Origin of the sequence: Shewanella oneidensis MR-1, from assembly GCF_000146165.2 — a bacterium.
Taxonomy (GTDB): Bacteria; Pseudomonadota; Gammaproteobacteria; order Enterobacterales; family Shewanellaceae; genus Shewanella; species Shewanella oneidensis.
The window spans coordinates 1,145,997-1,170,763 of sequence record NC_004347.2 but is presented as its reverse complement, the minus strand read 5'-3'; the positions used below and the strand labels follow the sequence as shown (position 1 = coordinate 1,170,763).

Annotated in this window: 20 protein-coding genes and 1 pseudogene; 4 read left to right on the top strand and 17 right to left on the bottom strand. The window is 45.9% G+C overall.

What is annotated here, in order from left to right; translation table 11 throughout:
- Window positions 1–93: 93 nt before the first annotated feature.
- A complete protein-coding gene (gene dnaK / locus SO_RS05205) occupies window positions 94–2,013 on the bottom strand; it encodes a molecular chaperone DnaK (RefSeq protein ID WP_011071367.1) in 1,920 nt (639 codons plus the stop codon).
- Between the two features lie 309 nt (window positions 2,014–2,322).
- Here dnaK and SO_RS05200 point away from each other — a divergent pair, with 309 nt between their 5' ends.
- From SO_RS05200 to SO_RS05190, 3 genes are all read left to right on the top strand, one after another.
- Window positions 2,323–3,243 carry a DMT family transporter gene (locus SO_RS05200; RefSeq protein ID WP_011071366.1) on the top strand — a complete coding sequence of 307 codons (921 nt, stop codon included), beginning with the start codon at window positions 2,323–2,325 and terminating at the stop codon, window positions 3,241–3,243.
- A gap of 142 nt (window positions 3,244–3,385) precedes the next feature.
- Window positions 3,386–3,862: a Cys-tRNA(Pro) deacylase gene (gene ybaK, locus SO_RS05195; RefSeq protein ID WP_011071365.1), complete on the top strand. Its 477-nt coding sequence runs from the start codon at window positions 3,386–3,388 to the stop codon at window positions 3,860–3,862.
- 110 nt (window positions 3,863–3,972) lie between these two features.
- Window positions 3,973–4,275 (top strand): hypothetical protein, encoded by a 303-nt coding sequence (locus tag SO_RS05190; RefSeq protein WP_011071364.1) that lies wholly within the window; start codon window positions 3,973–3,975, stop codon window positions 4,273–4,275.
- A 61-nt stretch (window positions 4,276–4,336) separates the two neighbouring features.
- Here SO_RS05190 and SO_RS05185 read toward each other — a convergent pair whose 3' ends face one another.
- The 4 genes from SO_RS05185 to SO_RS05170 all read right to left on the bottom strand — a co-directional run bounded on the left by SO_RS05185 (window position 4,337) and on the right by SO_RS05170 (window position 10,758).
- Window positions 4,337–5,614 (bottom strand): glutamate-5-semialdehyde dehydrogenase, encoded by a 1,278-nt coding sequence (locus SO_RS05185; protein ID WP_011071363.1) that lies wholly within the window; start codon window positions 5,612–5,614, stop codon window positions 4,337–4,339.
- A 12-nt stretch (window positions 5,615–5,626) separates the two neighbouring features.
- On the bottom strand, window positions 5,627–6,745 hold the full coding sequence (proB, locus tag SO_RS05180) for a glutamate 5-kinase (RefSeq protein WP_011071362.1): 1,119 nt from the start codon (window positions 6,743–6,745) through the stop codon (window positions 5,627–5,629).
- Window positions 6,746–6,921: 176 nt separating this feature from the next.
- A complete protein-coding gene (locus SO_RS05175) occupies window positions 6,922–8,211 on the bottom strand; it encodes an NCS2 family permease (RefSeq protein WP_011071361.1) in 1,290 nt (429 codons plus the stop codon).
- 993 nt (window positions 8,212–9,204) lie between these two features.
- Window positions 9,205–10,758, bottom strand: coding sequence for a M17 family metallopeptidase (locus tag SO_RS05170; protein ID WP_011071359.1), 1,554 nt, complete (start codon window positions 10,756–10,758; stop codon window positions 9,205–9,207).
- 218 nt (window positions 10,759–10,976) lie between these two features.
- On the opposite strand from SO_RS05170, the gene SO_RS05165 reads away from it, so the two are divergent.
- Complete coding sequence (locus SO_RS05165) at window positions 10,977–12,437, top strand: aminoacyl-histidine dipeptidase (protein ID WP_011071358.1); 1,461 nt, start codon at window positions 10,977–10,979, stop codon at window positions 12,435–12,437.
- Between the two features lie 95 nt (window positions 12,438–12,532).
- On the opposite strand, the gene dinB is transcribed toward SO_RS05165, so the two are convergent.
- The 12 genes and pseudogenes from dinB to SO_RS05105 all read right to left on the bottom strand — a co-directional run bounded on the left by dinB (window position 12,533) and on the right by SO_RS05105 (window position 24,528).
- On the bottom strand, window positions 12,533–13,606 hold the full coding sequence (dinB, locus tag SO_RS05160; RefSeq protein WP_011071357.1) for a DNA polymerase IV: 1,074 nt from the start codon (window positions 13,604–13,606) through the stop codon (window positions 12,533–12,535).
- A gap of 175 nt (window positions 13,607–13,781) precedes the next feature.
- Window positions 13,782–15,785 (bottom strand): annotated as a pseudogene (locus SO_RS05155) (methyl-accepting chemotaxis protein).
- Window positions 15,786–16,094: 309 nt separating this feature from the next.
- Window positions 16,095–16,562, bottom strand: coding sequence for a bacterioferritin (gene bfr / locus SO_RS05150; protein WP_011071356.1), 468 nt, complete (start codon window positions 16,560–16,562; stop codon window positions 16,095–16,097).
- Window positions 16,563–16,571: 9 nt separating this feature from the next.
- Entirely contained in the window at window positions 16,572–17,045 is a 474-nt protein-coding gene (gene bfr, locus SO_RS05145) for a bacterioferritin (RefSeq protein ID WP_011071355.1), read from the bottom strand.
- 240 nt (window positions 17,046–17,285) lie between these two features.
- Window positions 17,286–17,510, bottom strand: a complete 225-nt coding sequence (nqrM, locus tag SO_RS05140) for a (Na+)-NQR maturation NqrM (protein ID WP_011071354.1) — start codon at window positions 17,508–17,510, stop codon at window positions 17,286–17,288.
- Window positions 17,511–17,521: 11 nt separating this feature from the next.
- A complete protein-coding gene (locus tag SO_RS05135) occupies window positions 17,522–18,565 on the bottom strand; it encodes an FAD:protein FMN transferase (RefSeq protein WP_011071353.1) in 1,044 nt (347 codons plus the stop codon).
- 99 nt (window positions 18,566–18,664) lie between these two features.
- On the bottom strand, window positions 18,665–19,921 hold the full coding sequence (gene nqrF, locus SO_RS05130) for an NADH:ubiquinone reductase (Na(+)-transporting) subunit F (protein WP_011071352.1): 1,257 nt from the start codon (window positions 19,919–19,921) through the stop codon (window positions 18,665–18,667).
- A 46-nt stretch (window positions 19,922–19,967) separates the two neighbouring features.
- Complete coding sequence (gene nqrE, locus SO_RS05125; protein WP_011071351.1) at window positions 19,968–20,576, bottom strand: NADH:ubiquinone reductase (Na(+)-transporting) subunit E; 609 nt, start codon at window positions 20,574–20,576, stop codon at window positions 19,968–19,970.
- 5 nt (window positions 20,577–20,581) lie between these two features.
- Window positions 20,582–21,214, bottom strand: a complete 633-nt coding sequence (locus SO_RS05120; RefSeq protein ID WP_011071350.1) for an NADH:ubiquinone reductase (Na(+)-transporting) subunit D — start codon at window positions 21,212–21,214, stop codon at window positions 20,582–20,584.
- Window positions 21,214–22,002 (bottom strand): Na(+)-translocating NADH-quinone reductase subunit C, encoded by a 789-nt coding sequence (locus SO_RS05115; protein WP_011071349.1) that lies wholly within the window; start codon window positions 22,000–22,002, stop codon window positions 21,214–21,216. The genes SO_RS05120 and SO_RS05115 overlap by 1 nt, the downstream gene beginning before the upstream one ends.
- Window positions 21,995–23,194, bottom strand: a complete 1,200-nt coding sequence (locus SO_RS05110) for an NADH:ubiquinone reductase (Na(+)-transporting) subunit B (protein ID WP_011071348.1) — start codon at window positions 23,192–23,194, stop codon at window positions 21,995–21,997. Before SO_RS05110 ends, SO_RS05115 begins: the two co-directional genes overlap by 8 nt.
- Window positions 23,194–24,528: a Na(+)-translocating NADH-quinone reductase subunit A gene (locus SO_RS05105; protein ID WP_011071347.1), complete on the bottom strand. Its 1,335-nt coding sequence runs from the start codon at window positions 24,526–24,528 to the stop codon at window positions 23,194–23,196. The genes SO_RS05110 and SO_RS05105 overlap by 1 nt, the downstream gene beginning before the upstream one ends.
- Between the last annotated feature and the right edge of the window lie 239 nt (window positions 24,529–24,767).

The window sequence follows — 24,767 nt, the reverse complement described above, 5'->3', positions numbered from 1 at the left end:
CTTAAGTTGAACGAACGGGCGTTAGGGTTTCCCCGTAACGCCCGCCTAGAAATTAACTATTTGAAATCAATTGATTTGATTGAAAACAAATGGTTATTTCTTGTCGTCTTTCACTTCTTCAAATTCAGCATCGACAACGTCATCGGCAGTCGCGTTAGACTGTTTAGCTGCACCTTCTTGTGCGCCGCCTTGAGTTTGAGCTTTAGCCTGAGCGATTTCCATCAGCTTTGCTGAGGCTTCGATAAGCGCTTGAGTCGCTTTTTCAATGGCTTCTTTGTCATTGCCTTTTACAGCAGTTTCAACCGCGCTCATTGCCGCTTCAATCTTCGCTTTGTCTTCGCTTGGCAGTGCATCGCCCGCCTCTTCAACTTGTTTCTTAGTTGCGTGAACTAAGCCGTCAGCTTGGTTGCGAGATTGCACTAGCTCTTCAAACTTTTTGTCTTCTTCAGCGTGGGCTTCAGCGTCACGTACCATTTGCGCCACTTCTTCTTCGCTTAAGCCAGAAGAAGCTTTGATGGTGATGTTTTGTTTCTTACCGGTTTTCTTATCGGTGGCAGAAACATGCAGAATACCGTCAGCGTCGATATCGAACATCACTTCAATTTGTGGCATGCCACGTGGTGCAGGCTCAATACCGTCTAAGTTAAATTGACCTAATGACTTGTTCGCGCTCGCTTGCTTACGCTCACCTTGCAGTACGTGAATAGTTACTGCACTTTGGTTGTCATCGGCTGTTGAGAACACTTGCTGTGCCTTAGTCGGAATAGTCGTGTTTTTCTCAATCAGCTTGGTCATTACGCTGCCCATGGTTTCGATACCCAGAGACAGTGGTGTTACGTCTAACAGCAGAACGTCTTTCACGTCGCCTGACAGTACGCCCGCTTGAATCGCAGCACCTACGGCTACCGCTTCGTCTGGGTTTACGTCTTTACGAGGTTCTTTACCGAAGAAGTTAGTCACTGCTTCTTGAACCTTAGGCATACGGGTTTGACCGCCCACTAAAATCACTTCGTTAATGTCTGATACTGATAGGTCAGCGTCAGCCAGTGCCACTTTTAATGGCTCTAAAGTACGAATGATTAAGTCTTCAACCAGTGACTCTAACTTAGCACGGGTGATTTTTACCACTAAGTGCTTAGGACCTGTTGCATCGGCAGTGATGTATGGCAGGTTCACTTCAGTTTGGTTGGTGCTTGAAAGCTCAATCTTCGCCTTTTCAGCCGCTTCTTTCAGACGTTGCATTGCTAATGGATCTTTACGCAGATCTAAGCCTTGCTCTTTCTTGAATTCGTCAGCTAAGTAGTTGATTAAACGGTTGTCAAAGTCTTCACCACCTAAGTGGGTGTCACCGTTTGTCGCTAATACTTCGAAGGTTTGGTCGCCGTCGTTGCTGTCGATTTCGATGATCGAGATATCGAACGTACCACCACCTAAGTCGTACACTGCAACGATATTGTCGCCTTGCTTCTTGTCGATACCGTAGGCCAGTGCTGCGGCCGTTGGTTCGTTGATAATACGCTTCACTTCAAGGCCCGCGATGCGACCCGCATCTTTAGTGGCTTGACGTTGTGAATCGTTAAAGTATGCAGGAACAGTAATAACCGCTTCTGTGACTTCTTCACCTAAAAAGTCTTCTGCCGTTTTCTTCATCTTTTTCAAGATTTCAGCAGAAACCTGTGGTGGAGCCATTTTGTTGCCACGTGACTCAACCCAAGCATCACCGTTGTCGGCTGCAATGATTTTGAATGGCATGATGTTCACGTCACGTTGAACTTCGTCATCTTTAAAGCGACGACCGATCAAACGCTTGATCGCGAAGAATGTGTTATTTGGGTTTGTTACAGCTTGGCGTTTTGCTGGTTGGCCCACAATGGTCTCATCATCTGTGTAAGCGATGATAGACGGGGTTGTGCGATCGCCTTCAGCATTTTCTAATACGCGTGCTTTGCCACCATCGAGGACAGCTACACAAGAGTTTGTTGTGCCTAAGTCGATACCAATAATTTTACCCATGAGGTCCTCCGAAAAATTTCTGTCAAACTAAATTAATAAGTTGGTTTAGATATGGGGCCGGACGCATTTTTTTTCAAGTCCACGGTGCCTATTAACTATCATCACCGCTGGCCACTTTCTTTGCCTTAACACCTATATTGGGACAGGGAATTTAATTACAAGGGCTATACAAAAAATTTTCTGATTTATCTTGCCGGCACATCCAAGTGTATAAAATATTCAAAATGACAAAATCCGCTTGCTTATCAACAATAGCTGTTATTCAATCTGCGCACATTAAGTGACTGTTTGAGCGGATAAGGTAAGAGTGTGAAAGCTTCTAATTTGGCGTATGTGTACGGTATGGCTGCAGTATTTCTCTGGTCGACGGTGGCAACCGCATTTAAGATTGCCCTTGGATTTTACAGTCCACTGCAACTGGTATTTGTAGCAGTACTCACCTCTATCGTCACCCTTGGCGCAATTCTCACTTGGCAAAAAAAACTTCCTCTACTTAAAGTACAACTGTTACGCCGTCCGACTTTTTATCTGGTCACAGGGCTGATTAATCCGTTTCTTTATTATGTCGTGCTCTTTAAAGCTTATTCACTCTTGCCCGCGCAGCAGGCACTCTCGCTTAATTACACCTGGGCGGTATTACTGCCACTGTTGGCGGCACCTTTGCTTAAACAGCATTTACGTAAGAGCGATATGATTGCGGCTCTTATCGCCTATTCAGGGGTATTTATTATCGCCACCGGCGGCGATGTCAGCGGTTTTCGCTTCGATAGTCCACTTGGTATTGGGCTGGCGCTGACTAGCACTTTGCTCTGGTGCCTATATTGGATTGTGAACACCAAAGATCAAGGCGATCCCGTCGTCAGCTTACTGTTGAGCTTTTTAATCGGTTTACCCTTTATTACCATCACGCTGTTACTTACCGATGCGCTCCCTAGCTTTAGTATTAAAGCCGTGATGGCAGGCATGTATGTCGGCTTATTTGAAATGGGAATTACCTTTGTTCTCTGGTTAATGGCGCTTAAAACCGCGACTCGCACCGCCAATATCAGTACCTTAGTATTTTTATCGCCGGTAATGTCGATTGGTTTTATCGCTTGGATTTTGCAAGAAACCATCGCTACAGCAACCTATATTGGCCTCGGCTTTATTTTGGCGGGGATGATGTTACAGCAATTATTTCCACGTTATTTAGAACGTAAAACCAAACTAAATACCAAACTTGCGGAGTGAGTCGCCGACATAAAGCATAAAAGCGAGCATCGATAATTTTAAGCGCAAGCTAACATTTTAGAACTGAGTAAAGAGCTATGATGGCGGACTTTTATTGCCCCTAGACTTTTATTGCACCTAATTGGGGCGCAAGGAGTAAAGCATGACACCTGCCGTACAAATGGCAAAGAAAGCCAAAATTCCCTTTGAAGTTTTAGAATACAGTCACGACCCACACTGCGCCGCTTACGGCGAAGAAGCCGCCAATGTGTTAGGGCTCGCCCCCGCGCAGGTATTTAAAACCTTACTGGTCGCGACCGATAAAGCCCATGCGCCCCTTGCGGTCGCGCTAGTCCCCGTTGATCATCAACTCAATTTAAAAGCCGTTGCCAAATGTTTAGGCCAGAAAAAACTGCAGATGGCCGATGCAGATTTAGCCCAAAAGTCTTCAGGCTATTTGGTTGGAGGTATCAGCCCATTAGCGCAAAAAAAGCTGCTGCCAACGATCATTGATGAAAGTGCTAAGCAATTTGACAAAATCTATGTCAGCGCAGGCCGCCGTGGGCTTGAGATATGTCTCACGGCAAATGACTTAGCAAAATTGTGCCGCGGCTCATTTGCGGATATTAAAACGCTATGACCTAAACTCGGCCTAAAAATTCTTTTACACGTTATCTACAAAAGCCATTGAAAAACATGCATTAACCGTCTATAAATTAAGCAATAAATTGAGTGACTAAGGACAGTCATATGCAAAAATCAACCCATTGGAATCAAGAAGATGGCATAAGCCCTATCAGCTGGGTTGCCATGCTAGTGTGTATCGCACTTTTTATCTACGAGCATTTTTGGGGTAATGGTTTTACCACCATGGTGGTGATGCTTTATTGCAGCTTCTTACTCCCCTCGGTATTGCTTACCCGCAGAGTGCAAGAGAAGTATTTTCTCTATACCTTGGAATATATCAGGCCCTTTCGCACATTCACCACAGTGATGTCAGTCGCTTTTGTATGTTTATGGTTGATTGCGACTTATACCCCACTTATCCATTAAGATAAAAAATTACCCATAAAAAAAGCCGCTATTTCAGCGGCTTTTTAGTACATCAATCACGCTATGCGCGACTCGTATAATCACCCCATGCTAGCCACTTGTAAGTGGTTAGTGCTTCAAGCCCCATTGGGCCACGGGCATGAAGTTTTTGAGTACTGACCGCCACCTCGGCACCAAGGCCAAATTGACCGCCATCGGTAAAACGAGTGCTGGCATTGACATACACTGCAGCCGAATTAACCTCATTCATAAAATGCGTTGCAGCGTGAATATCATCGGTCAAAATCGCCTCTGAATGCCCGCTAGAATGGCGGCGAATATGGGCAATCGCCGCATCGATATCGCTCACCACTTTAATGCCTAAGGTCAAAGATAACCATTCGGTCGCAAAGCTTTGCTCGGTTGCCAGCTCAATATCAAATCCCAACCCATCGAGTAGCGCATGGCTCTGTTCACAGACGGAAAAACGCACGCCTAAACAGTGTAAGTACTCGACAATTTGCGGCACAAAATTCGCGGCAATGGTTTTATCCACCAGCAAGGTATCCAGCGCATTACACACTGTGGGACGTTGCACTTTTGCGTTAGCAATTACCTCAAGAGCCCGCTCAAGATTAGCGGCTTTATCCACATATAAATGGCAAATACCAATACCACCTAAGATCACTGGAATAGTGGCTTGCTCGGCGCAAAGGCGCTGCAGGGCTTGACCGCCACGGGGGACGATCATATCAACATATTGATCGAGCTTGAGAAGTCCAGTCACTAGCGCCCTATCGGAAGAATCAATTAGCTGCACCGCATCAACAGGTAACCCTTGGCTCGCGATAGCGCCACGGATCACTTCGCTTATCAATTTGTTGGATTCGAGGGTTTCTTTACCACCACGTAAAATTACCGCGTTACCGGTTTTTAGCGCCAGCACGGCGATATCGACGGTCACATTCGGGCGCGCTTCGTAAATCACCCCGATCACCCCAAGCGGCACGCGGCGGCGAGTCAGCCTTAAGCCGTTGTCTAATACGCGGCTACCAAACTCTTCGCCAACGGGATCGGCAAGACGAACCACATCGCTGATGTCGCCGATAATTCCCGCCAGACGTGACTCGTTCAGCAACAGACGATCGATCATTGCGTCATTCAAGCCCTCGGCTTTAGCCGCCGCCACATCCTTGGCATTGGCCGCGAGGATTGCCAGGGTGTTTTCCGTCAGCGCATCGGCGATAGCGTCAAGCAAATCGGCCTTTTGGCTCGCTGTTAGGTTGGCCAAGGCATAACTCGCCTGTTTGGCATTATGACCAAGTTGCTGTAAATATTGCGCTTGATTAATTTGACTCAAAACAGACCTCGCTTATAAGACGACCATATCGTTACGGTGGACAATTGCGTCACCATAATCGTAACCGAGCACAGACTCGATTTCGTCGGAATGTTTACCCGCAATTAACCCTAACGCCTCACCACAGTAACGGGTTATGCCTCTGGCAATAATTTTGCCGTTTTGGTCAACTAATTGCAGAGTTGCACCCCGTTCAAATTCCCCTTTGACGCCAATAATGCCCTTCGATAACAGGCTGCGGCCTTTTTCAGTGACGGCTTTAACCGCTCCAGCATCGAGCACCAGTGAACCTTGGGCCGCGGGCCCCGCCAAAATCCACTGTTTGCGGCTTTCTAATGGGTTTTCGATGGCGCTAAAATGGGTGCCAATGGATTCTTTAGCAACGACTTTTTTAATCACATCGGGATGATGACCTGAGGCGATCACCACTTCAATCCCAGCGCGGCGGGCAATATCAGCGGCCTCTAGCTTAGTCGACATGCCGCCCGTGCCTAAACCAGAAACCGAGCCACCCGCTAACAGGCGCAGACTATCATCAATCTTCTCGACCTGAGAAATCAGTTTGGCATTGGGATTGGTACGCGGATCGGCGTCGAATAAGCCCTTTTGATCTGTCAGTAAGATCAGCAGGTCAGCATCACACAGCAACGCCGCTCGCGCTGACAAATTGTCGTTGTCGCCCACTTTGATTTCGTTAGTTGCAACCGCATCGTTTTCATTGATGATGGGGATAATATTGTTTGCCAGCAAAGCATTCAGAGTGTCGCGGGCATTCAAATACCGCTCTCTATCGTGTAAATCGGCGCGGGTCAGCAGCAATTGCCCCACATGCAAACCGTAGATACTAAAGAGTTGCGCCCAAGCGAGAATAAGCTGGCTTTGCCCGACAGCGGCTAATAATTGCTTATTGGCCATAGTGTCGGGCAGTGCCGGGTATTGGAGATGTTCGCGTCCTGCGGCAATTGCCCCAGAAGTACATAAAACGACTTCGACCCCTGATCTCATCAGTGCGGCCATTTGACGAGCAAGCTCAACCATATGGGCTTTATCTAGCTGTTTACTGCCAGAAGTCAGCACACTCGTCCCCAACTTCACTACCACGCGGCGATACGCTATCTCACTTAAATTCATTATTCATTTGTAGAAAATAACCGGACAATCCTTATACCTAATCCGCTAGGTAATTGGTAGTAAGTGGGCAGGATGTTGGTAGAAATTTTCAATTCTGCTTGGGATCGCGCATTAAAAAGGGCCATCGATTAGATGGCCCTCAACAAATGGTTTACCTGAGTGGTAACAACTGCATATCAAGCGTAAATAAATTTAGCAACAAACATTGCAGCTAACACCAACACGCCGATATTTAAATCACTAAAACGCCCCGTTAATAGCTTAATGGCAGCATAAGAAATAATCCCCAGCGCAATCCCCGTGGCGATCGAGAAAGTCAGCGGCATTAAAATACAAACGATAACGACTGGAGCAGCTTCAGTTAAGTCTTCCCATTCCACATGAACCAGTCCAGACATCATCAGAATGGCCACATAAAACAGCGTACCCGCCGTTGCGTAGGCAGGGATCATTCCTGCTAAAGGCGATACAAATAATGCCAAAATAAACAGCAAGCCAACCACTACAGCCGTTAAACCCGTACGGCCACCAGCGCTCACACCAGCCGTACTCTCGATATAACTTGTGGTCGTCGAGGTCCCCAAGGCAGCACCAGCAATCGTCGCTAAACTATCGGCAGTTAAGGCACGATTTAATCGAGGTAAACGGTTATTTTCATCAAGGAAGCCACCGCGCTGCGCCACCGCAACTAAGGTGCCAGAGGTATCAAATAGATCCACAAATAAGAAAGCAAATACCACTGAGAGCATAGTCACTTCAAAGACTTGGGATAAATCCATCTGCATAAAAGTGGGTGCTATCGAAGGTGGCATGGACACAATACCGTTGTAATGCACATCGCCAAACAGCAATCCAAGTCCAGTGATAATCAAGATGCTTAAAATCACCGCTGACTTCATGCCGCGTTGCACCATGGCTATGATTAAGAAGAAACCTAATACGGCCATCACAGCAGGGAAGGCGGTGATATCGCCCATAGTCACTAAAGTTGCAGGGCTTGCCACCACAATACCCGCACTTTTAAGGCCGATCAGCGCCAAGAACAGGCCAATACCCGCAGCGATACCAATACGCAGTGACATGGGAATACTGTTAACAATCCATTCTCGAATACGCACTAAGGATAAGATTAAAAAGCAAATTCCCGATAAGAAAACCGCACCCAGCGCAGTTTCCCAGCTATAGCCCATTTCACCAACAACTGTGTAGGTAAAAAAGGCATTCAGCCCCATACCAGGGGCAAGCGCGATAGGATAGTTCGCCATTAGGCCCATCACGATACAGCCCACGGCCGTCGCTAAACAGGTAGCCACAAACACGGCGCCGTGATCCATACCCGCATCGGCTAACATCATTGGATTAACAAAAATGATGTAGGCCATCGTCATAAATGTTGTCAAACCTGCCATTGCTTCCTGCTTGAGGCTCGTTTGATTTTGTTTCAGTTTGAACAGCTTCTCTAACATGGAACTGAGTTCCTTTTATTATAAGTAGGTAGGGTCTAACCATATAAACACTATGTAGCAGTGTGTTATTCGCAGGCGATTATAGGGAGTTTATGCTGGTCAGGCCAGAAGATTGATAACGACATTATTGATATAAATCGCTAAACAGAACAAAAAACCGCAAATAATTACCTTTCAAAACGGCTATAGAAAGGGTTAATAAGCGAATTAGCGGGACAGGAATGGTCAGCATCAGCCCCGAGTTAAAAGCATATTGTTTTTTAAGCGAAATAATCTAGATGAATAATGCAGTCACAAGACAACAATGTGATGGCTGAAATTGAAAAATTAAAAATAGCTAAAAAAAAGCCTGCTCAATGAGCAGGCAAGACATATTTCAAGCGTCCCTTTCGGGGAAGTACATTACCGCGCTAGCGGAAAAAACTGGCATACCCATGCAAAAACACCGATATGCTACTTGAGTCTAAACACGCCCTAAAAGGCGATACAAAGGTTGATGGATGATGGAAACTAGGTTTAAAGGGATAGTTAGCCCTTAAAGCTCATAGCGAATAAACCGCCACGCAAAACATCTGAATTTAACCAAGTATTTTGCCAAAAAAAATGGTTGTTGCCTGTATAAGACATAGTCAATTACTCCTAAGTAAAGTTGAGATTAAGTACTCTAGTAAAGCTTGGCTCGGTTCCTTGGAACTAGAGATTCTCAAATCCGTTGAGACGACTTGTCACTCGGGTCCTTGGAGAAGGGTATCCATCCTGGATAGACTAGAGGGGAAAGGCCTATTGCCCTGTCCACGAAAGCTATTATAGGTTTATGTAGTTTTATTACAAGCTTTATTTGTATTTTTTTTAATTAAGGCTTTTTAATGTAATTAAATTACAAAAATATACTAGCGTTAATGGCGATTTGTTTCACAGAAAAACAGAAATAATCCTGTAACCAACTAATAAGTAAGATATTACAGAATTATTTCTATTTATACCGCTAAGTTGTTAACGATTGATCAGATATTGATACAGACCAACTAATGGGCTTGCGGTCGGTTTCCCGTAGAGCGGATCGCCTTCAGTTGCGCTACCTGCAATATCTAAGTGTGTGTAAGCTAAAGGAATAGCGGCATTGACACCGTGTTCAAACAGGCCTGATGCCTTCAATAAAAACGCCGCAGGATATTGATGACCTCGGGCCGTCACGGAAGAAGGTGCATTATTAGAGGATAAAATATCCGCCGCCCCCGACACCTCGCGGATCTTGGCAAAATCCTCACGTCGCAGCGTTGATACTTCAAAGGGTTCACCCCATTGGCTTGCCTGTTGCTGCAATGTCAGTGCGCAATTTGTTGCATTGGCGACCACATTTTCAACCGCTGCGGGATAATTACCATAGCAACGCACCACGTGGCCTGTTAAGGTCGCCACAGAAAACAGCTCAGGCTTAACAGCCGTTACCGCTTTAATGCGCAGATGACTGAGTAAATCCGCCAGCACTAAACGACCTTCAGCATCCGTATTACCAATTCGAACCCTAGCGCCTGCATGGCTACTGATAATTTCATCGGTGACAAAGGCTTCGCTGCCAATGCTATTACGCACTAAGCCCAGTTCGGCAATTACGCGGATCCCCTTTGGCTTAAGCATGGATAAGGTTTTAAATAACCCTGCAACCGCAGAAGCACCGCCTTTATCACGGCTCATACCCGCCATTGCGCCGCCCACTTTCAAATCAGCGCCGCCCGTATCATAAACCACACCTTTACCCGCAAATAAAAAGGTTCGAGTGATTTCCCCTTCAGGCAGATACTCGAGTTTTACGACCCGTGGCTGATGACGGCCCACAGCAAAGGAGGAGCGCGCCACAGCACTCAGCAGTGGATAGTCACGCTCTAAAATATCTCTGTCTTCTACTACTGCGGTTTTTATCACGCTGCCTTTAAAGGATTGCAGGCAGTAATCTGCAAAGGCTTTGGCAGACATACGCTCAGGCTCTGTGCCACATAAATCCCGCGCCAATACCCGGCCTGCTTCTAATGCATTGAGTAAGTGACTCTTATCGGCTGATGAAGTGTCGGCCGATAAAGACAATAAACCTATCGCTTCAAAGGCCGGCGTTAAGCCTGTCGCCTCGCGTAACTCTAAGGTTTGCCATAATTCTTGGCCACAGGCTAGCGCCGCAACTTCGGTCGCAAAACCAAACTTAGGTGTTGCTGAAGGAACAACATAAAGCAGCGGACGCTTAGCACCCGCGTCTTTAGCGATAGCAATGGCGACTCTTGCCACATCGCCATACACGCGCACATCGGCATAATCATCCGCCACTTGAGTAACGGGCGCTATGATTAAACGGCCACCGGCTAAACCGGGGGCAAACAGTAACGTCGGGCTATTACCGACCCGCTTATCGACCTTAGCACCGTGCTCGGCCAACAAACTGATCTCATCAATCCCAATAGCACCAAGATCCGGTGTGACCACCACAACCGCATCCCAACCTTCGCCATCAAAAATGGCACTTTCTGCTTGTACATCAATAAAGTTAACTTGAAACATGACCCATCCTTTTTCATTATTGTGCCAGCATTATTCCCGCTAAAACGCTTAATTACCAATCAAAAAATCGCTTTGCCACTATCGAAAATACATCGAGTGGCAACTTTCTCTGCCACAAGCACTCAAGCCTGTATCGAGAAGATTAATCGCCTGAGCAGAATGTGTTAGGATTAGCCCAAATTTGCCCCATACCCACAAGACCTGATGAGGGACCTTCTGTGACAGCGTTAAGTCAGTTATACCCACAACCTTTATGGCAATGGTTCGAACAAATCTGTGCGATTCCCCACCCTTCCAAACATGAACAATCACTCAGCCAACACATCCAAGCTTGGGCTAAGCAGAAACAGCTCGATGTGGTTGAAGATGCTGTCGGTAATGTCATTATCCGCAAAGCTGCGACTCCAGGAATGGAAGATCGCAAAGTTGTGGTTATTCAAGCCCATATCGATATGGTGCCACAAAAAAATGCCGATAAAGTGCATGACTTTATTAAAGATCCCATCGAAGCCTATGTCGATGGCGACTGGGTTAAAGCTAAAGGCACCACCTTAGGCGCCGACAACGGCATTGGTATGGCCTCAGCCTTAGCGATTTTAGGCTCGGACGATATCAAGCATGGTCCACTCGAAGTACTGCTCACTATTGATGAAGAAGCCGGTATGACAGGCGCATTTGGCCTGCAGGCAGGTATGCTCAATGCCGAGATCCTGATCAACACCGACTCAGAGCAAGAAGGTGAAATCTATATGGGCTGCGCTGGCGGCGTCGATGCCCAAATCACCCTGCCTATGGTATGGCAAGCTTCAGAACAAAGTTACGCTTCATTTAGCCTGCATTTATCAGGCTTAAAAGGTGGCCACTCTGGGGTCAACATTCATTTAGGCCGTGGTAACGCCAACAAGATTTTGGCGCGCTTCCTGTTTGAAAATGCCGATGAGTTAGCGCTGGAATTAACTCAATTTACCGGTGGTTCACTGCGCAACGCCATCCCACGTGAAGCCAATATCAGCTTTATGTTACCCGCTGAAAATATCGATGCGCTCAAGGAAAAAGTGCATGCCTTTGAAGCGTTAATGCGTGCCGAACTCGCTATTGCCGACCCAGATTTACGTTTAGTGTTAAGCAACATTGCCACGCCCAAACGCGTGATGAGCGAAAACAGCCAAAACACGCTTATCGATTTACTGCATGTTTGCCCTAACGGCGTGATGCGCATGAGCGATGAAGTGACTGGCGTGACCGAAACCTCACTCAACGTTGGCGTGATCAGCACTAACGATGAAGAAGTTGGCATTCTGTGCTTGATTCGCTCATTGATCGATTCTGGCCGCAGCCAAGTTGAAGGTATGCTAAATGCGTTAACCAACTTAGCAGGTGCTGACGTTGAATTTAGCGGTGCTTACCCTGGTTGGAAGCCGGATAACACTTCGCCTGTAATGGCGATTGTGCGTGAAACCTACGAGTCTATCTACCATAAAGAGCCAGTGATCATGGTGATCCATGCAGGCCTTGAATGTGGACTGTTTAAAAAGCCTTATCCCGAAATGGATATGGTCTCCATCGGCCCAACCATCCGCTATCCACATGGTCCTGATGAAATGGTCAATATCACCACCGTTGGTCAGTATTGGGATCTACTCGTAGCCGTGCTAGAACGCATTCCCGTTAAAGCCTAACTCAGTGTAAACCTCAGCAAACCGCGCTTATTAGCGCGGTTTTTTATTACATTAGCCAAAGCAGATTAAGATTTAAGCGTTGTTTTAATAATGCGTTAAATAGATAACACCAGTTGGGTTTGCAATGGATCAACCTCGCTAATCAGTGATTTATCACTAAGCCCAACAGCTACGCCGAGTAGCCGGATTCCCCTCCCATCCTGCCTTGCAATTGCCTGCGCCAATAATTCATAAAACATCATCACAGACACATCATTACTGCGATGTTCAATGGTCGTTTGTTTAAAGTCACTGAATTTAAGCTTCACCACCTGCTTATGGATTTGTCGATCCTTGGCGCTACGGCTTAAACGGGTTGATAACTCTTGAATTAACCCCGGCATCACTTGCTGGCATTGCTCAAGGGTGTAAATATCCTGTGCTAGTGTGGTCTCAACGCCGACAGATTTACGTTCGCGACTTACAGACAAGCCTCGATCATCAATCCCCTGGGCCCTTTCAATTAATACAGCGCCAAATTTTCCAAAGCGAGTAATAAGCTCTTGTTTTGGATAAGTTTGTACATCACCACAGGTATTTAAACCTAAAGAGGACAGTTTTTCCGCAGTGACTTTCCCCACACCAGGGATCTGGCGTAGGGATAAGGTTCTAATAAACTCAGGAACCTTATCGGGCGGAATCACATACTGACCATTGGGCTTATTTAAGTCCGAGGCCACCTTAGCGAGGAATTTTACAGGCGCAACACCAGCCGATGCCGTAAGCCCAGTTTCGGCCAAAATATCGCGGCGAATGGCTTCGGCAATTAAAGTTGCAGAGCCTTTATGCAGCTTACAGTCGCTGACATCTAAATAGGCTTCGTCTAAAGACAGAGGCTCTATCAGTTCTGTATAGCGGGAAAAGATGGCACGAATTTGCGATGAAACGTCTTTGTAGACCTGCATTCGACCGGGAACAAGAATTAAATCAGGACACAACTTCTGCGCATAAGCTGTCGCCATAGCAGAGCGTACGCCAAATCGGCGCGCCTCATAATTACAGGTGCTGATAACACCTCTCCGCTCACGACTACCACCAACGGCCAGCGGTTTACCACGGTATTCGGGAAAATCCCGCATTTCAACCGCAGCAAAGTAGCAATCCATATCGACATGAATGATTTTCCGCACTTAAGGTACCTCCAACACTCAAAATACTGTATATAAAAACAGTTATCAAGTATCTGCGACATATTTACGCGGCCGCGGAGCTCACCTATCGGCCTACCCGTCCTTATCCAAGCATGAAATCCCCAAAAAAACCAAAGGAGTGCTAAGGCTCCTTTGGTTTTAAAAACAACAGAGTTTAAATTTTAAATTGCCCAATATTACGTGTCAGTTCTCGAGTTGCTTGCTCAAATCCTTGCAGACTTTGGGAGAGATCTTGGCTTGATAATAGCGATTGTTCGGATAAACCACGCACTCTCACCACGTTTTGCGCGACTTCATCGGCAACGACCGCCTGCTGACCAATCGCCACAGTAATTTCAACGGTTTGCTGCTGGATAGATGTAATAGCTATGGCGATATCGCTTAGAGCTTGCTCGACTTGAGTGGTCAAATCTTGCCCCACTCTCGCCTGCTCAACCCCTGATTCCATCACCTGCTCAGCCTGAAGCGCACTTTGTTGCAGTGTTTGGATAATGCGTTGAATATTGGCAGTTGAATCTTGGGTACGCGAAGCCAGCGTACGCACCTCATCAGCAACGACAGCAAAACCACGGCCTTGTTCGCCCGCACGGGCGGCTTCAATTGCCGCATTGAGCGCTAACAAATTGGTTTACTCTGCAATGTTACGGATAACACTTAATACCTCGCCAATTTGTTCTGAGCTGCTACGGAGATGCTTAATCACTTTAGCGGCTTCAATGACTTGCACTGACAAGGCCTTCATTCCTTCGGTCGCCCGAGAAACAATTTGCGTACCGCCGTAGGCTTGGGTTTGTGCTTTTTCAGCAAACTCATTCGCTCGCTGCGCACTTATCGCCATTTCTTGGCTGGTCAGTGCCATTTGCGTTGCTGCTGTGGCCACAGAATCAATTTGTTGTTTTTGCGATGACACAGAAGACACGGCTAAATCACACACTTGCCGAGCATCAAGCACCCCAGTTCCCACCTCTTGAGTCAAGCTGCGAGTATGCAATAACATTTGCTGAACCTTTTCAGCAAAGCGGTTAAATGCATCACCTAGTTTACCTAATTCATCTTCCCGCTCCATCAAAATACGTTGTGATAAATCGCTATCACCCTCGGCAATATCTTCCATGGCATCGAGTAATTTGCCTAGCTGGCGTCTAAAGGGTAATAACATCAGCCATACTGTGATGCCAACTAACAACATAATCCCTAAGGCTACAAAACAGGCATTCCAAAAGGCTTTGGTCACTGGCGCCTCAATCACCTCATGGGGCAACATAAATGCTAAATGCCACTTTTGTGTAGGATAATCCCCGCCTACGGTCACAAAGGTCACTCGCTGTGATACGCCATTAAAGGTGACTTCGGTAAAACCCTGAGGCTCGCGCTGCATTTGTTGCATTAATGCAGAAAAACCCGAAGTATCTTTAAATTGGCTATCAATTTGATTCGCAAGCGATCCAGGAGGAAATTTGTCTGAAAATCCAGGGAAATATACCAGTTTGCCTTCATCCGTCATCAAAAAGGCTTGGCCATAGTGGCGATATTTAATTGGTGCTAACAGGTTCTTTCCAATGGTATCGATCAAAATATCCATACCGCCAATGCCAATAAGTTCGCCATTGGCACCATAAACAGGGGTTTTAACCGTCGCCGAAATAGAGCCATCGTTGGCATCAACTGCCGGATCGCCGACAAACAGGCCACGCTGATCAATCGCCTCCTGCCACCAAGGACGCTTATTGGTGTAATAATTAGCATCGCCATCGAAGCGACCATTGAGATCAAAATATTCGAAGGTGTTTGCCGAACCAAAGAATACCGATTTAACATCGCTATCACGGTCAGAGAATGAACGAAAATAACGAATAATATCTTGATATTGCTGATCACCCGCAAGATTGCTGCCTCGGGCATGGTACTGACTAAACCAGTTAATAAGCCTAGGCTCGGCAAATACCGAGTGGATCACTTGTCCCTTGGCAATAAAATAGCCACTGATCTCATTGGCTTTTAAAGCAACAAGTGCCGAAATGTCTGCATCCACCTGCCTACGTGTGTTATTACTTTCTTTATTCACGAGCAAAGCGGCTACTAAAGTAAGAAGTACAGCTAAGGCACCGACGATAGTCACCACTAACTGCATACTTAGAGAACGTTTTATATACCTCATCATCTTCCCGTCTGGCTGACTAATAACTTAACAAAAATGCATGCAAAAACAGTTTTACACGGTAACAATTTTTACCAGTCAACAACAGATTAAAATACGAGAAAAAACGTAAACAAGTGTTTGTAAAGAATGAAGATTAACTTAATAACAGGAATAACTAAACTATAAGTAGCAATTAGAAGATCGCTTTGCTGGCGGGCAGTTTTACCGAGTGATAGACTAAATACTCAAAATCGATATCTTGTTTTAATACAAAGGCCAGTCATCGAAAATGGCTGGCCTTGGTAGTAAAAGAGATAACTGACTCAGTTACATCTTTGTTTGCAGATAATTCGCTAAACCAATGCGGTCGATTAAACCGAGCTGCTTCTCAAGCCAATACATATGGTCAGACTCAGTATCGTCGAGTAGGACTTCTAAGATCTCACGGGTTTGATAATCTTTTTTCTGCTCACAGAGGGCAATGACTTTACGTAAATCATCGGCAACTTTATATTCATAGGCGAGATCGTTACGCAGCATCTCTTCGACATTTGAACCGATGTTGAGTGCTTCCCTTGCCGCAACATTGGGCACACCTTCGAGGAATAAAATACGCTGCACCAGTTTTGCCGCATGGCCTTTCTCGTCATCTGACTCGTGGGCAATGCGTTCATAAAGTTCGTTAAGTCCCCAATCTTCGTACATATGGGCATGCACAAAATACTGATCCATAGCCGATAACTCCCCGGTTAGGAGTCGATTTAACGCATCGATGACGTCTTTATCACCTTTCATATTCCGCTCCTATGACTCACTAATTTGCGATTGTAGGTAGTTTTGAATGCCGGTTAAGCCAATCAGCTCCCGCTGTGACTCGAGCCAATCTAAATGCTCTTCTTCATCTTCAAGGATGTCTTCCAGCAGATCACGACTGACATAATCCTGCTCGGCTTCACATAGGGTAATAGCGTCCCGTAGCAGTGTGAGTTGCTCCTGTACCATAGCTAAATCACAATCGAGCATCTCTTGGGCATGTTCGCCGATGCGAAGCTTTTCAAGCTGTTGCAGATTGGGTAATCCCTCCAAAAACAACACTCGCTCGATAAGCTTATCGGCATGCTTCATATCTTCGATGGATTTTTTATATTCGACGTGATTAAGCTTTTCAAGACCCCAATGCTTAAACATTCTGGCGTGGAGAAAATATTGGTTAATGGCCGTTAACTCACAGGTAAGCACCCGATTGAGTTGTCCCACCACTTTTGGATGACCTTTCATAAGTTACGATCCTTGAAATGAGTGAAAGATTGATCTAAATCAAGCTTTCAGCCTAGTATAGTTTTCACTCAATTTCAAATTTTCTTTATTTTTCAAAATCTTAATAATTAAAAGCATTCTCATTATCGCTTAGATTAGCCTGCTATCCTCCTCATAAATCAAGGATTAATCTTAACAATGCTAAAATCGAGGCAAAAAATAGCCTCCAACGTTGGAGGCTATTTCTATTGAAGTGCTAAGTTAAATAATCCGGTCTTTGGTCAACTTTGCACGGCGAGCTTCTTCGGCCGCCATGCGACGTTTACGCTTGTCGCAGGGATCATCACAATCGCAGGCTTTTTCAATCCCTAATACACCTAAACCGCCACAACTTCCTTCTACGGCTTTGCGCTTGATGAGATAACCTATCGACATAAGCAAAAAGAACAGTAATAAAATCACAAATGCCGCGATAAAAGTGCTCATGTAAACTCCGACTACTTAAGGAAAGGCTTGAAGGCGTCGCTGTAGTAGACTTTAAATCCTTCACCTTGCTTTTCTATTAGCATTATCGCCAAGTGTTCCTTCTTGGCAAGCTCCAATGATGCTTCTGTACCCAAAACCATCATTGCCGTCGCAAAACCATCTGCCGTCATGCATTCGTTATGCAAAACGGTGACAGATGCTAGCTTATGATTGATAGGCAAACCGGTACGCGGATCAATTATATGCGTAAAACGTTGGCCTGCTTCCTCATAATAATTGCGATAATCTCCCGACGTTGCCATAGACATAGTGCCAGGTTCAATCACCTGCTGCACAGCTATACCTTCATCGGTCGGCTTCTCTATTGCCACACGCCATGAGCTAGCATCGCCTTTAGTGCCTTTAATGCTCAGCTCGCCACCGATTTCAACTAAGTAACCCGTTGCTTGATACTTATCTAAAATCGAAGCAACTTTATCAACACCAAAGCCCTTAGCGATTGACGATAAATCCACATACAAGTGTGCATTATGTTTACGTAAAAGATTGCCTTCGATAGACAGTTCACGAATACCCGTTTTGGCCTTAGCTGCATCAATCTCGGCTTGACTCGGTACTTTTGTCGGGCGCTTATCAGGTCCAAAACCCCACAGATTAACTAAAGGACCTAAGGTAATATCTAACGCTTTATCGGTAACGTCATATAAACGCATACCTTCTCTAACTACCTTAATGGTATCGGGAGAGACTTCCACACTCTGCTCTAGCGGTAATTGATTGAAACGGGAAAGCTCGGAATTAGGACGATAGGTCGACATTTGGTTATTGACTTGTTCTAGGGCTAAGTCAATTTCAGCCTGCAATAGTTGGGCTGTCGGCATATGCTCATTGGGAACCACTTTAATGTGGTAAGTCGTTCCCATTGTGCTGCCCGCAAGGGAAATAACCTCATCCTGTTTGCTACAGGCTGAAATAAAAAAGGCCAGACCTACAAGGACCAGCCAGCTAACTGAATGCTTAAACATTGAGGTTTTTAACGCTAGGGTTTTAAACATAGTGACTAACAACTCTTTATGTATGCCCTTTAATGCAAAAGTTGCAGATGAGAGCTCTACTCCACATCTGCAACTCATTTTACCTTGGGCTAATTCACATTAGCCGCCGAAGTCATCCAACAGGATGTTTTCGTCTTCGACACCAAGATTTTTCAACATACCGATCACGGCCGCGTTCATCATTGGAGGTCCACACATATAGAACTCACAATCTTCTGGAGCGTCGTGATTTTTCAGGTAGTTTTCATACAGTACGTTATGGATGAAACCAGTGTAACCATCCCAATTATCCTCTGGTTGAGGATCGGACAGTGCCACATGCCATACAAAGTTGTCGTTTTCAGCCGCTAAGCCGTCAAAGTCTTCCACGTAGAACATTTCACGCTTAGAACGTGCACCGTACCAGAAGCTCATCTTACGCTTAGACTTGAGACGCTTCAGTTGGTCGAAAATGTGCGAACGCATTGGCGCCATACCCGCACCACCGCCGATAAACACCATTTCAGCATCGGTATCTTTCGCGAAGAATTCACCGAATGGACCAGAAATTGTTACTTTATCGCCCGCTTTTAAGCTCCAAATGTAAGATGACATCTTACCGCAAGGCAGCGTCAAATTACGTGGTGGTGGCGTCGCGATACGCACGTTCAACATGATGATGCCAAACTCTTCTGGGTAGTTAGCCATCGAGTAAGCGCGGATCGTTTCTTCGTCAACTTTAGATTCTAACTTGAAGAAACCAAAGTGTTCCCAATCGCCACGGTATTTTGCCGGTACGTCGAAATCAGCATATTTAACATGGTGTGCAGGCGCTTCGATCTGGATGTAACCACCTGCTCGGAACGGAACAGATTCACCATCAGGAATTTGCAGCTTCAGTTCTTTAATGAAGGTCGCCTTGTTATCGTTAGAGATAACAGCACATTCCCACTTCTTAATACCAAAGATTTCTTCGTCAAGTTCAATTTCCATATCGTTCTTAACGTTCACCTGGCAAGACAGACGACAACCTTTACGGGCGTCCCCCTTGCTGATGTGGTCTAATTCTGTTGGCAGGATATCACCGCCGCCAGACTTAACCACCACGCGACATTGGCCACAAGAACCACCGCCACCACAGGCGCTCGATACGAAGATACCGTTGTTCGCCAGCACGCCTAACAGCTTGCCACCGGCACCGGTTGTAATCGCTTTTTCAGGATCGTCGTTGATGCCGATCGTGATGTCACCGCTAGACACTAGCTTAGATTTAGCGAATAAAATCACTAACACTAAGACTAGGACGATAGCAGTAAACATACTCACACCGAGGTAAACCTCAAGCGGAGTAGATTTAAAAATACCAAGAATATCCATTAACTTATCCTTAGAAGGTCCAATTCAAGAAGCCGTTTGGTATCTCTTATAGAGACACACCAGAAAACGACATGAAACCTAAGGCCATTAAACCAGCAGTAATAAAGGTAATACCCAAACCACGCAGGCCATTAGGCACATCGGCATACTTCAGCTTCTCACGGATACCGGCCATCAATACGATAGCTAATGCCCAACCTACTCCAGAGCCGAAACCAAACACCAGACTTTCACCCAGTTTATAGTCACGCTCAACCATAAATGATACCGCACCGAAAATCGCACAGTTCACAGTGATCAGAGGTAAGAAGATACCTAACGCGTTATACAAAGGAGGAAAGTACTTATCCAGTGCCATTTCCAGAATTTGAACTAAAGCCGCGATCACACCGATAAAGGTAATGAATTTCAAGAAGCTTAGGTCAGCTTCAGGTGCGCCGGCCCAAGCCAATGCGCCAGGTGCTAACAGCCCTTGGTAAATAACTTGGTTAGCAGGAACAGAGATAGTTAACACTACAACTACCGCAATCCCTAGGCCCATCGCAGTGGTCACTTTCTTCGATACAGCTAAGAAAGTACACATACCGAGGAAGAAGGCCAGTGCCATGTTTTCAATGAAAACAGAGCGAATTAACAGGCTAATATAATGTTCCATCTCAATTACCCTTTTGCTTCAACTTGCTCTGGCTTATAGGTACGAATAATCCAAATCAACATACCGATCAGGAAGAACGCACTTGGCGGCAGTAATAGCAGACCGTTTGGTTGATACCAGCCACCATCAGAGATCTTGTGCAGGATTTGAACACCGAACAGAGAACCGTTACCAAACAGCTCACGCACAAAACCAACAGCTAATAGAATCGCACCGTAACCTAAACCGTTACCAATACCATCCATAAAACTCATCATTGGCGGTGTTTTCATCGCATAGGCTTCAGCGCGACCCATTACGATACAGTTCGTAATAATAAGGCCGACGAATACCGATAATTGCTTAGAAATCTGATAAGCATAAGCCTGCAGCAATTGGTCAACCACGATTACCAGAGAGGCAATAATGGTCATCTGTACGATAATACGTACGCTGCTAGGAATATGATTACGGATCATTGAGATAAACAGGTTAGAAAACGCTGTTACCGCAGTTAATGCCAACGCCATCACCAGTGCAGTTTCGAGCTTGCTCGTTACCGCTAACGCACTACATACACCAAGAACTTGTAATGCAATCGGGTTGTTGTTGACGATAGGTCCAGTCAGAACCTGTTTCAGTTCTTTAGCGTCAGACATTAGCTGAGACCTCCATTGCGTGCTTTTTCAATGAAACTCGCAAAACCTTCTTTACCTAACCAGAATGTCAGAGAGTGTTGAACACCGTTACTGGTCAGAGTCGCGCCGGATAATGCATCTACACCGTATTCAGTGCTGGCTACTGCAGGGTTTTTAGTTACGCTGATCGCAATATTACCTTGCGCATCAAATAACTTTTTACCATGCCACTTGGCTTTCCACTGAGCATTTTGGACTTCACCACCAAGACCTGGGGTTTCACCGTGCTCGTAGTAAACTAGGCTTTGAATCGTGTTGAGATCAGCATCTAACGCTAAGAAAGCATACATTGTTGACCACAAACCATAACCATGAACTGGCAGGATCACGCTGGTTAACTTACCTTGATCGTCGCGAACGAGGTAAACCACAGCGTCCTCAGAAACACGCTTAACAGAAGCAATGTCGTTTTCGGGGACAAATGAGGTCTTCACATCACGAGCCGCTTTGCGTTGGTCAAATGTATTGGCGTCAACACCTTCAACCCAATCACCAGTTTTTAAGTTAACTAACTTAGCTTCGATATGCTTACCGTAAGTTTCCAAAATTTGCGCTTTGGTCACTTTACCGGCTTTAGTGTCAATCAGACCCGCAGCTTCCAGAATGTACTTTTGCTTATCAAGCAGTTTGTTTTCTGCCTGAGTTGGGCGCAGTAATACTGCCGCAGTCGACACAAATATCGCACAAATTAGACATAAGCCAACGACGATAAATAACGTTCTGCCGAACGAATCTTTATTACTAGCCACGAGCAATCCTCCGCTTGATATTTGCCTGAACCACGAAGTGGTCGAACAATGGCGCGAACAGGTTAGCAAACAGAATCGCTAACATCATGCCTTCTGGGAACGCAGGGTTAATCACGCGGATGAACACAGCCATTGCACCAATCAAGAACCCGTAGGCCCATTTAGCTTGGTTAGTGAATGACGCAGACACTGGGTCAGTCGCCATAAACATCATGCCAAAGGCAAAACCACCCAACACTAAGTGCCAGTACCAAGGCATTGCAAACATTGGGTTAGTGTCGCTACCGACAACGTTAAGCAGCGTAGAAATGGCAATCATACCCACCATTACACCGCCCACGATGCGCCATGATGCGATACGGGTATAGATGATAACTAGACCACCTAACAGAATCGCCAGCGTCGATACTTCACCCACAGAGCCTGGAATGAAACCGAAGAAAGCATCCCACCAGTTTTGGTTAAAGGCATAATCTAAACTGCCGGCTGCGGCTTGGCTCAAGGCGGTTGCACCAGAGTAACCGTCAGCCACCACCCAAGAGGTATCACCGGACATGTTCAGCGGATACGCAAAGAACAAGAAGGCGCGGCCTGCAAGTGCGGGGTTTAAGAAGTTACGGCCCGTGCCACCAAACACCTCTTTTGCCACAACCACACCGAAGGTGATCCCCATCGCCACCATCCATAATGGAATCGTTGGCGGCAGGGTTAAGGCAAACAGGATAGAGGTAACAAAGAAGCCTTCGTTCACTTCATGACCACGGATAGCAGCAAACAGCACTTCCCAAATACCGCCCACTGCAAACGTCACTGCATAGATAGGGAGGAAGAAACAGGCGCCATACCACATCAGCGCAGGCCAGCCAGAGTTTGCCGTCAGTTCAGTACCGAACATGCTAAACAAGCTCACTTGCCATACATCAGGGGTCGCAAAACCAGCCACTAAAGCTATTTGAGCTTGTAAACCTACGTTGTACATCCCCACAAACATCGCAGGGAAAGCACAGGCCCAAACCGTAATCATCATACGTTTTAGGTCAAGGTTATCGCGAACGTGGGTCTTGCCATTATTCACTTTGCCCGGGGTATAAAAAATGGTGTATGCCGCTTCAAAGAGGGCATAAAACTTTTCGTATTTACCGCCTTTTTCAAAGTCGGGTTCAATACGTTCGAAAAAATCTTTCAAGCTCATTAGCCTTCCCTCACGATCGTATCTAAACAATCACGCAGATATGAACCGTAGTCATATTTGCCTGGACATACGAAAGTACACAGTGCGAGATCTTCTTCATCCAACTCTAACGCGCCTAATGTAACTGCACCGTCAAAGTCACCCGAAATCAGGTCACGCAGTAACATTGTAGGAAGAATATCCAGAGGCATTACACGCTCATAGTTACCAATAGGTACCATAGCGCGGTCTGAACCACCTGTGCTCGTTGTCATATTGAACAAACGAGAAGAGCTAAAGTGACCAAGGAATGCACGAGTGATAGAGAATTTGTTCGCGCCAGGTAATACCCAACCCAAAAATTCTTTTTCCGTGCCTTCTTCTAGCAGACTCACCTGCATATGGTAACGGCCTAAATACCCTTGAGGACCTATCGCTGTACGACCATTGAGCACAGAGCCTGAAATAAAGCGCACATTACCCGCTAGGGTTTCGCCCGCAGTCAGTTCAGTCATGCTTGCACCTAAAACAGTGCGAACTAATCTTGGCTTAGCTGCTTTGGGACCCGCAATCGCGACTACACGTTCAGTATGCAGTTGACCTGTTGTAAATAGCTGACCAATGGCTATAACATCTTGGTAACCGACATGCCAAACAGTACGTTTTGCAGAGGCGGGAAGTAGGAAATGGATATGAGTACCAACAAGACCCGCAGGGTGAATACCGGCAAATTCTTCAACTTGGGCATTAGCGGCAGGAATATCGGCGCCAGGCGCTTTACAAAGGTAAACTTTATCTTCGGTAAGTCTTGCTAAGACTTTAAGACCATTAGCAAAATCTTCTTTATGCTCGCGGATAACTACTACAGGATCGGCTGCATGGGGTTGCGTATCAATGGCGGTTACAAAAATACCCGCAGCAGAAGAATCTACAGCTGGCACTTTGCTGAAAGGACGTGTACGCAATGCAGTCCATAAACCTGATTCAATCAGGTTATCACGGACCAATTGCGCATCAAGCGTATCTAGTGCAGTGGCATCATATTTCGCAAAGGCAATGCTGTCGTTACCTTCCACTTCTATAACAACAGACTGCAGCACACGCTGGGCGCCCCGGTTAATGTCTAATATAGTACCACTGGCTAAAGCCGTATATTTTACGCCAGGATTTTTCTTATCTTCGAAAATCACCTGACCTTTTTGTACTTTATCGCCCACTTTGATCTTCATCGTTGGACGTAAGCCAATATACTCTTCACCCAAAGTAGCTACATGTTTAATGGCTGGGCCATTATGGATAACTTGCTCTGGTCCGCCTGCTATAGGCAGTTCCAATCCTTTCTTAATTGTAATCATATCCACAAGCACTACGTTTTGAAGGAAAGACAATGCGCCGCGTTCCTGCTAAATACGTGGGTTTTAAACAAAACCTACTGCATTGAGCTAGCGCAGATTTATCACAGAAATGCGATCGCAATCACGCTGGTCGCGCGCATTCTACCCCAATTGCCGTGCCATCGCCACGAAAATTATAGGTGTTTTCAAACCTAAAATAAGGATTTACAAGAATCATGCGCTACAGCGTTCACCTTCCG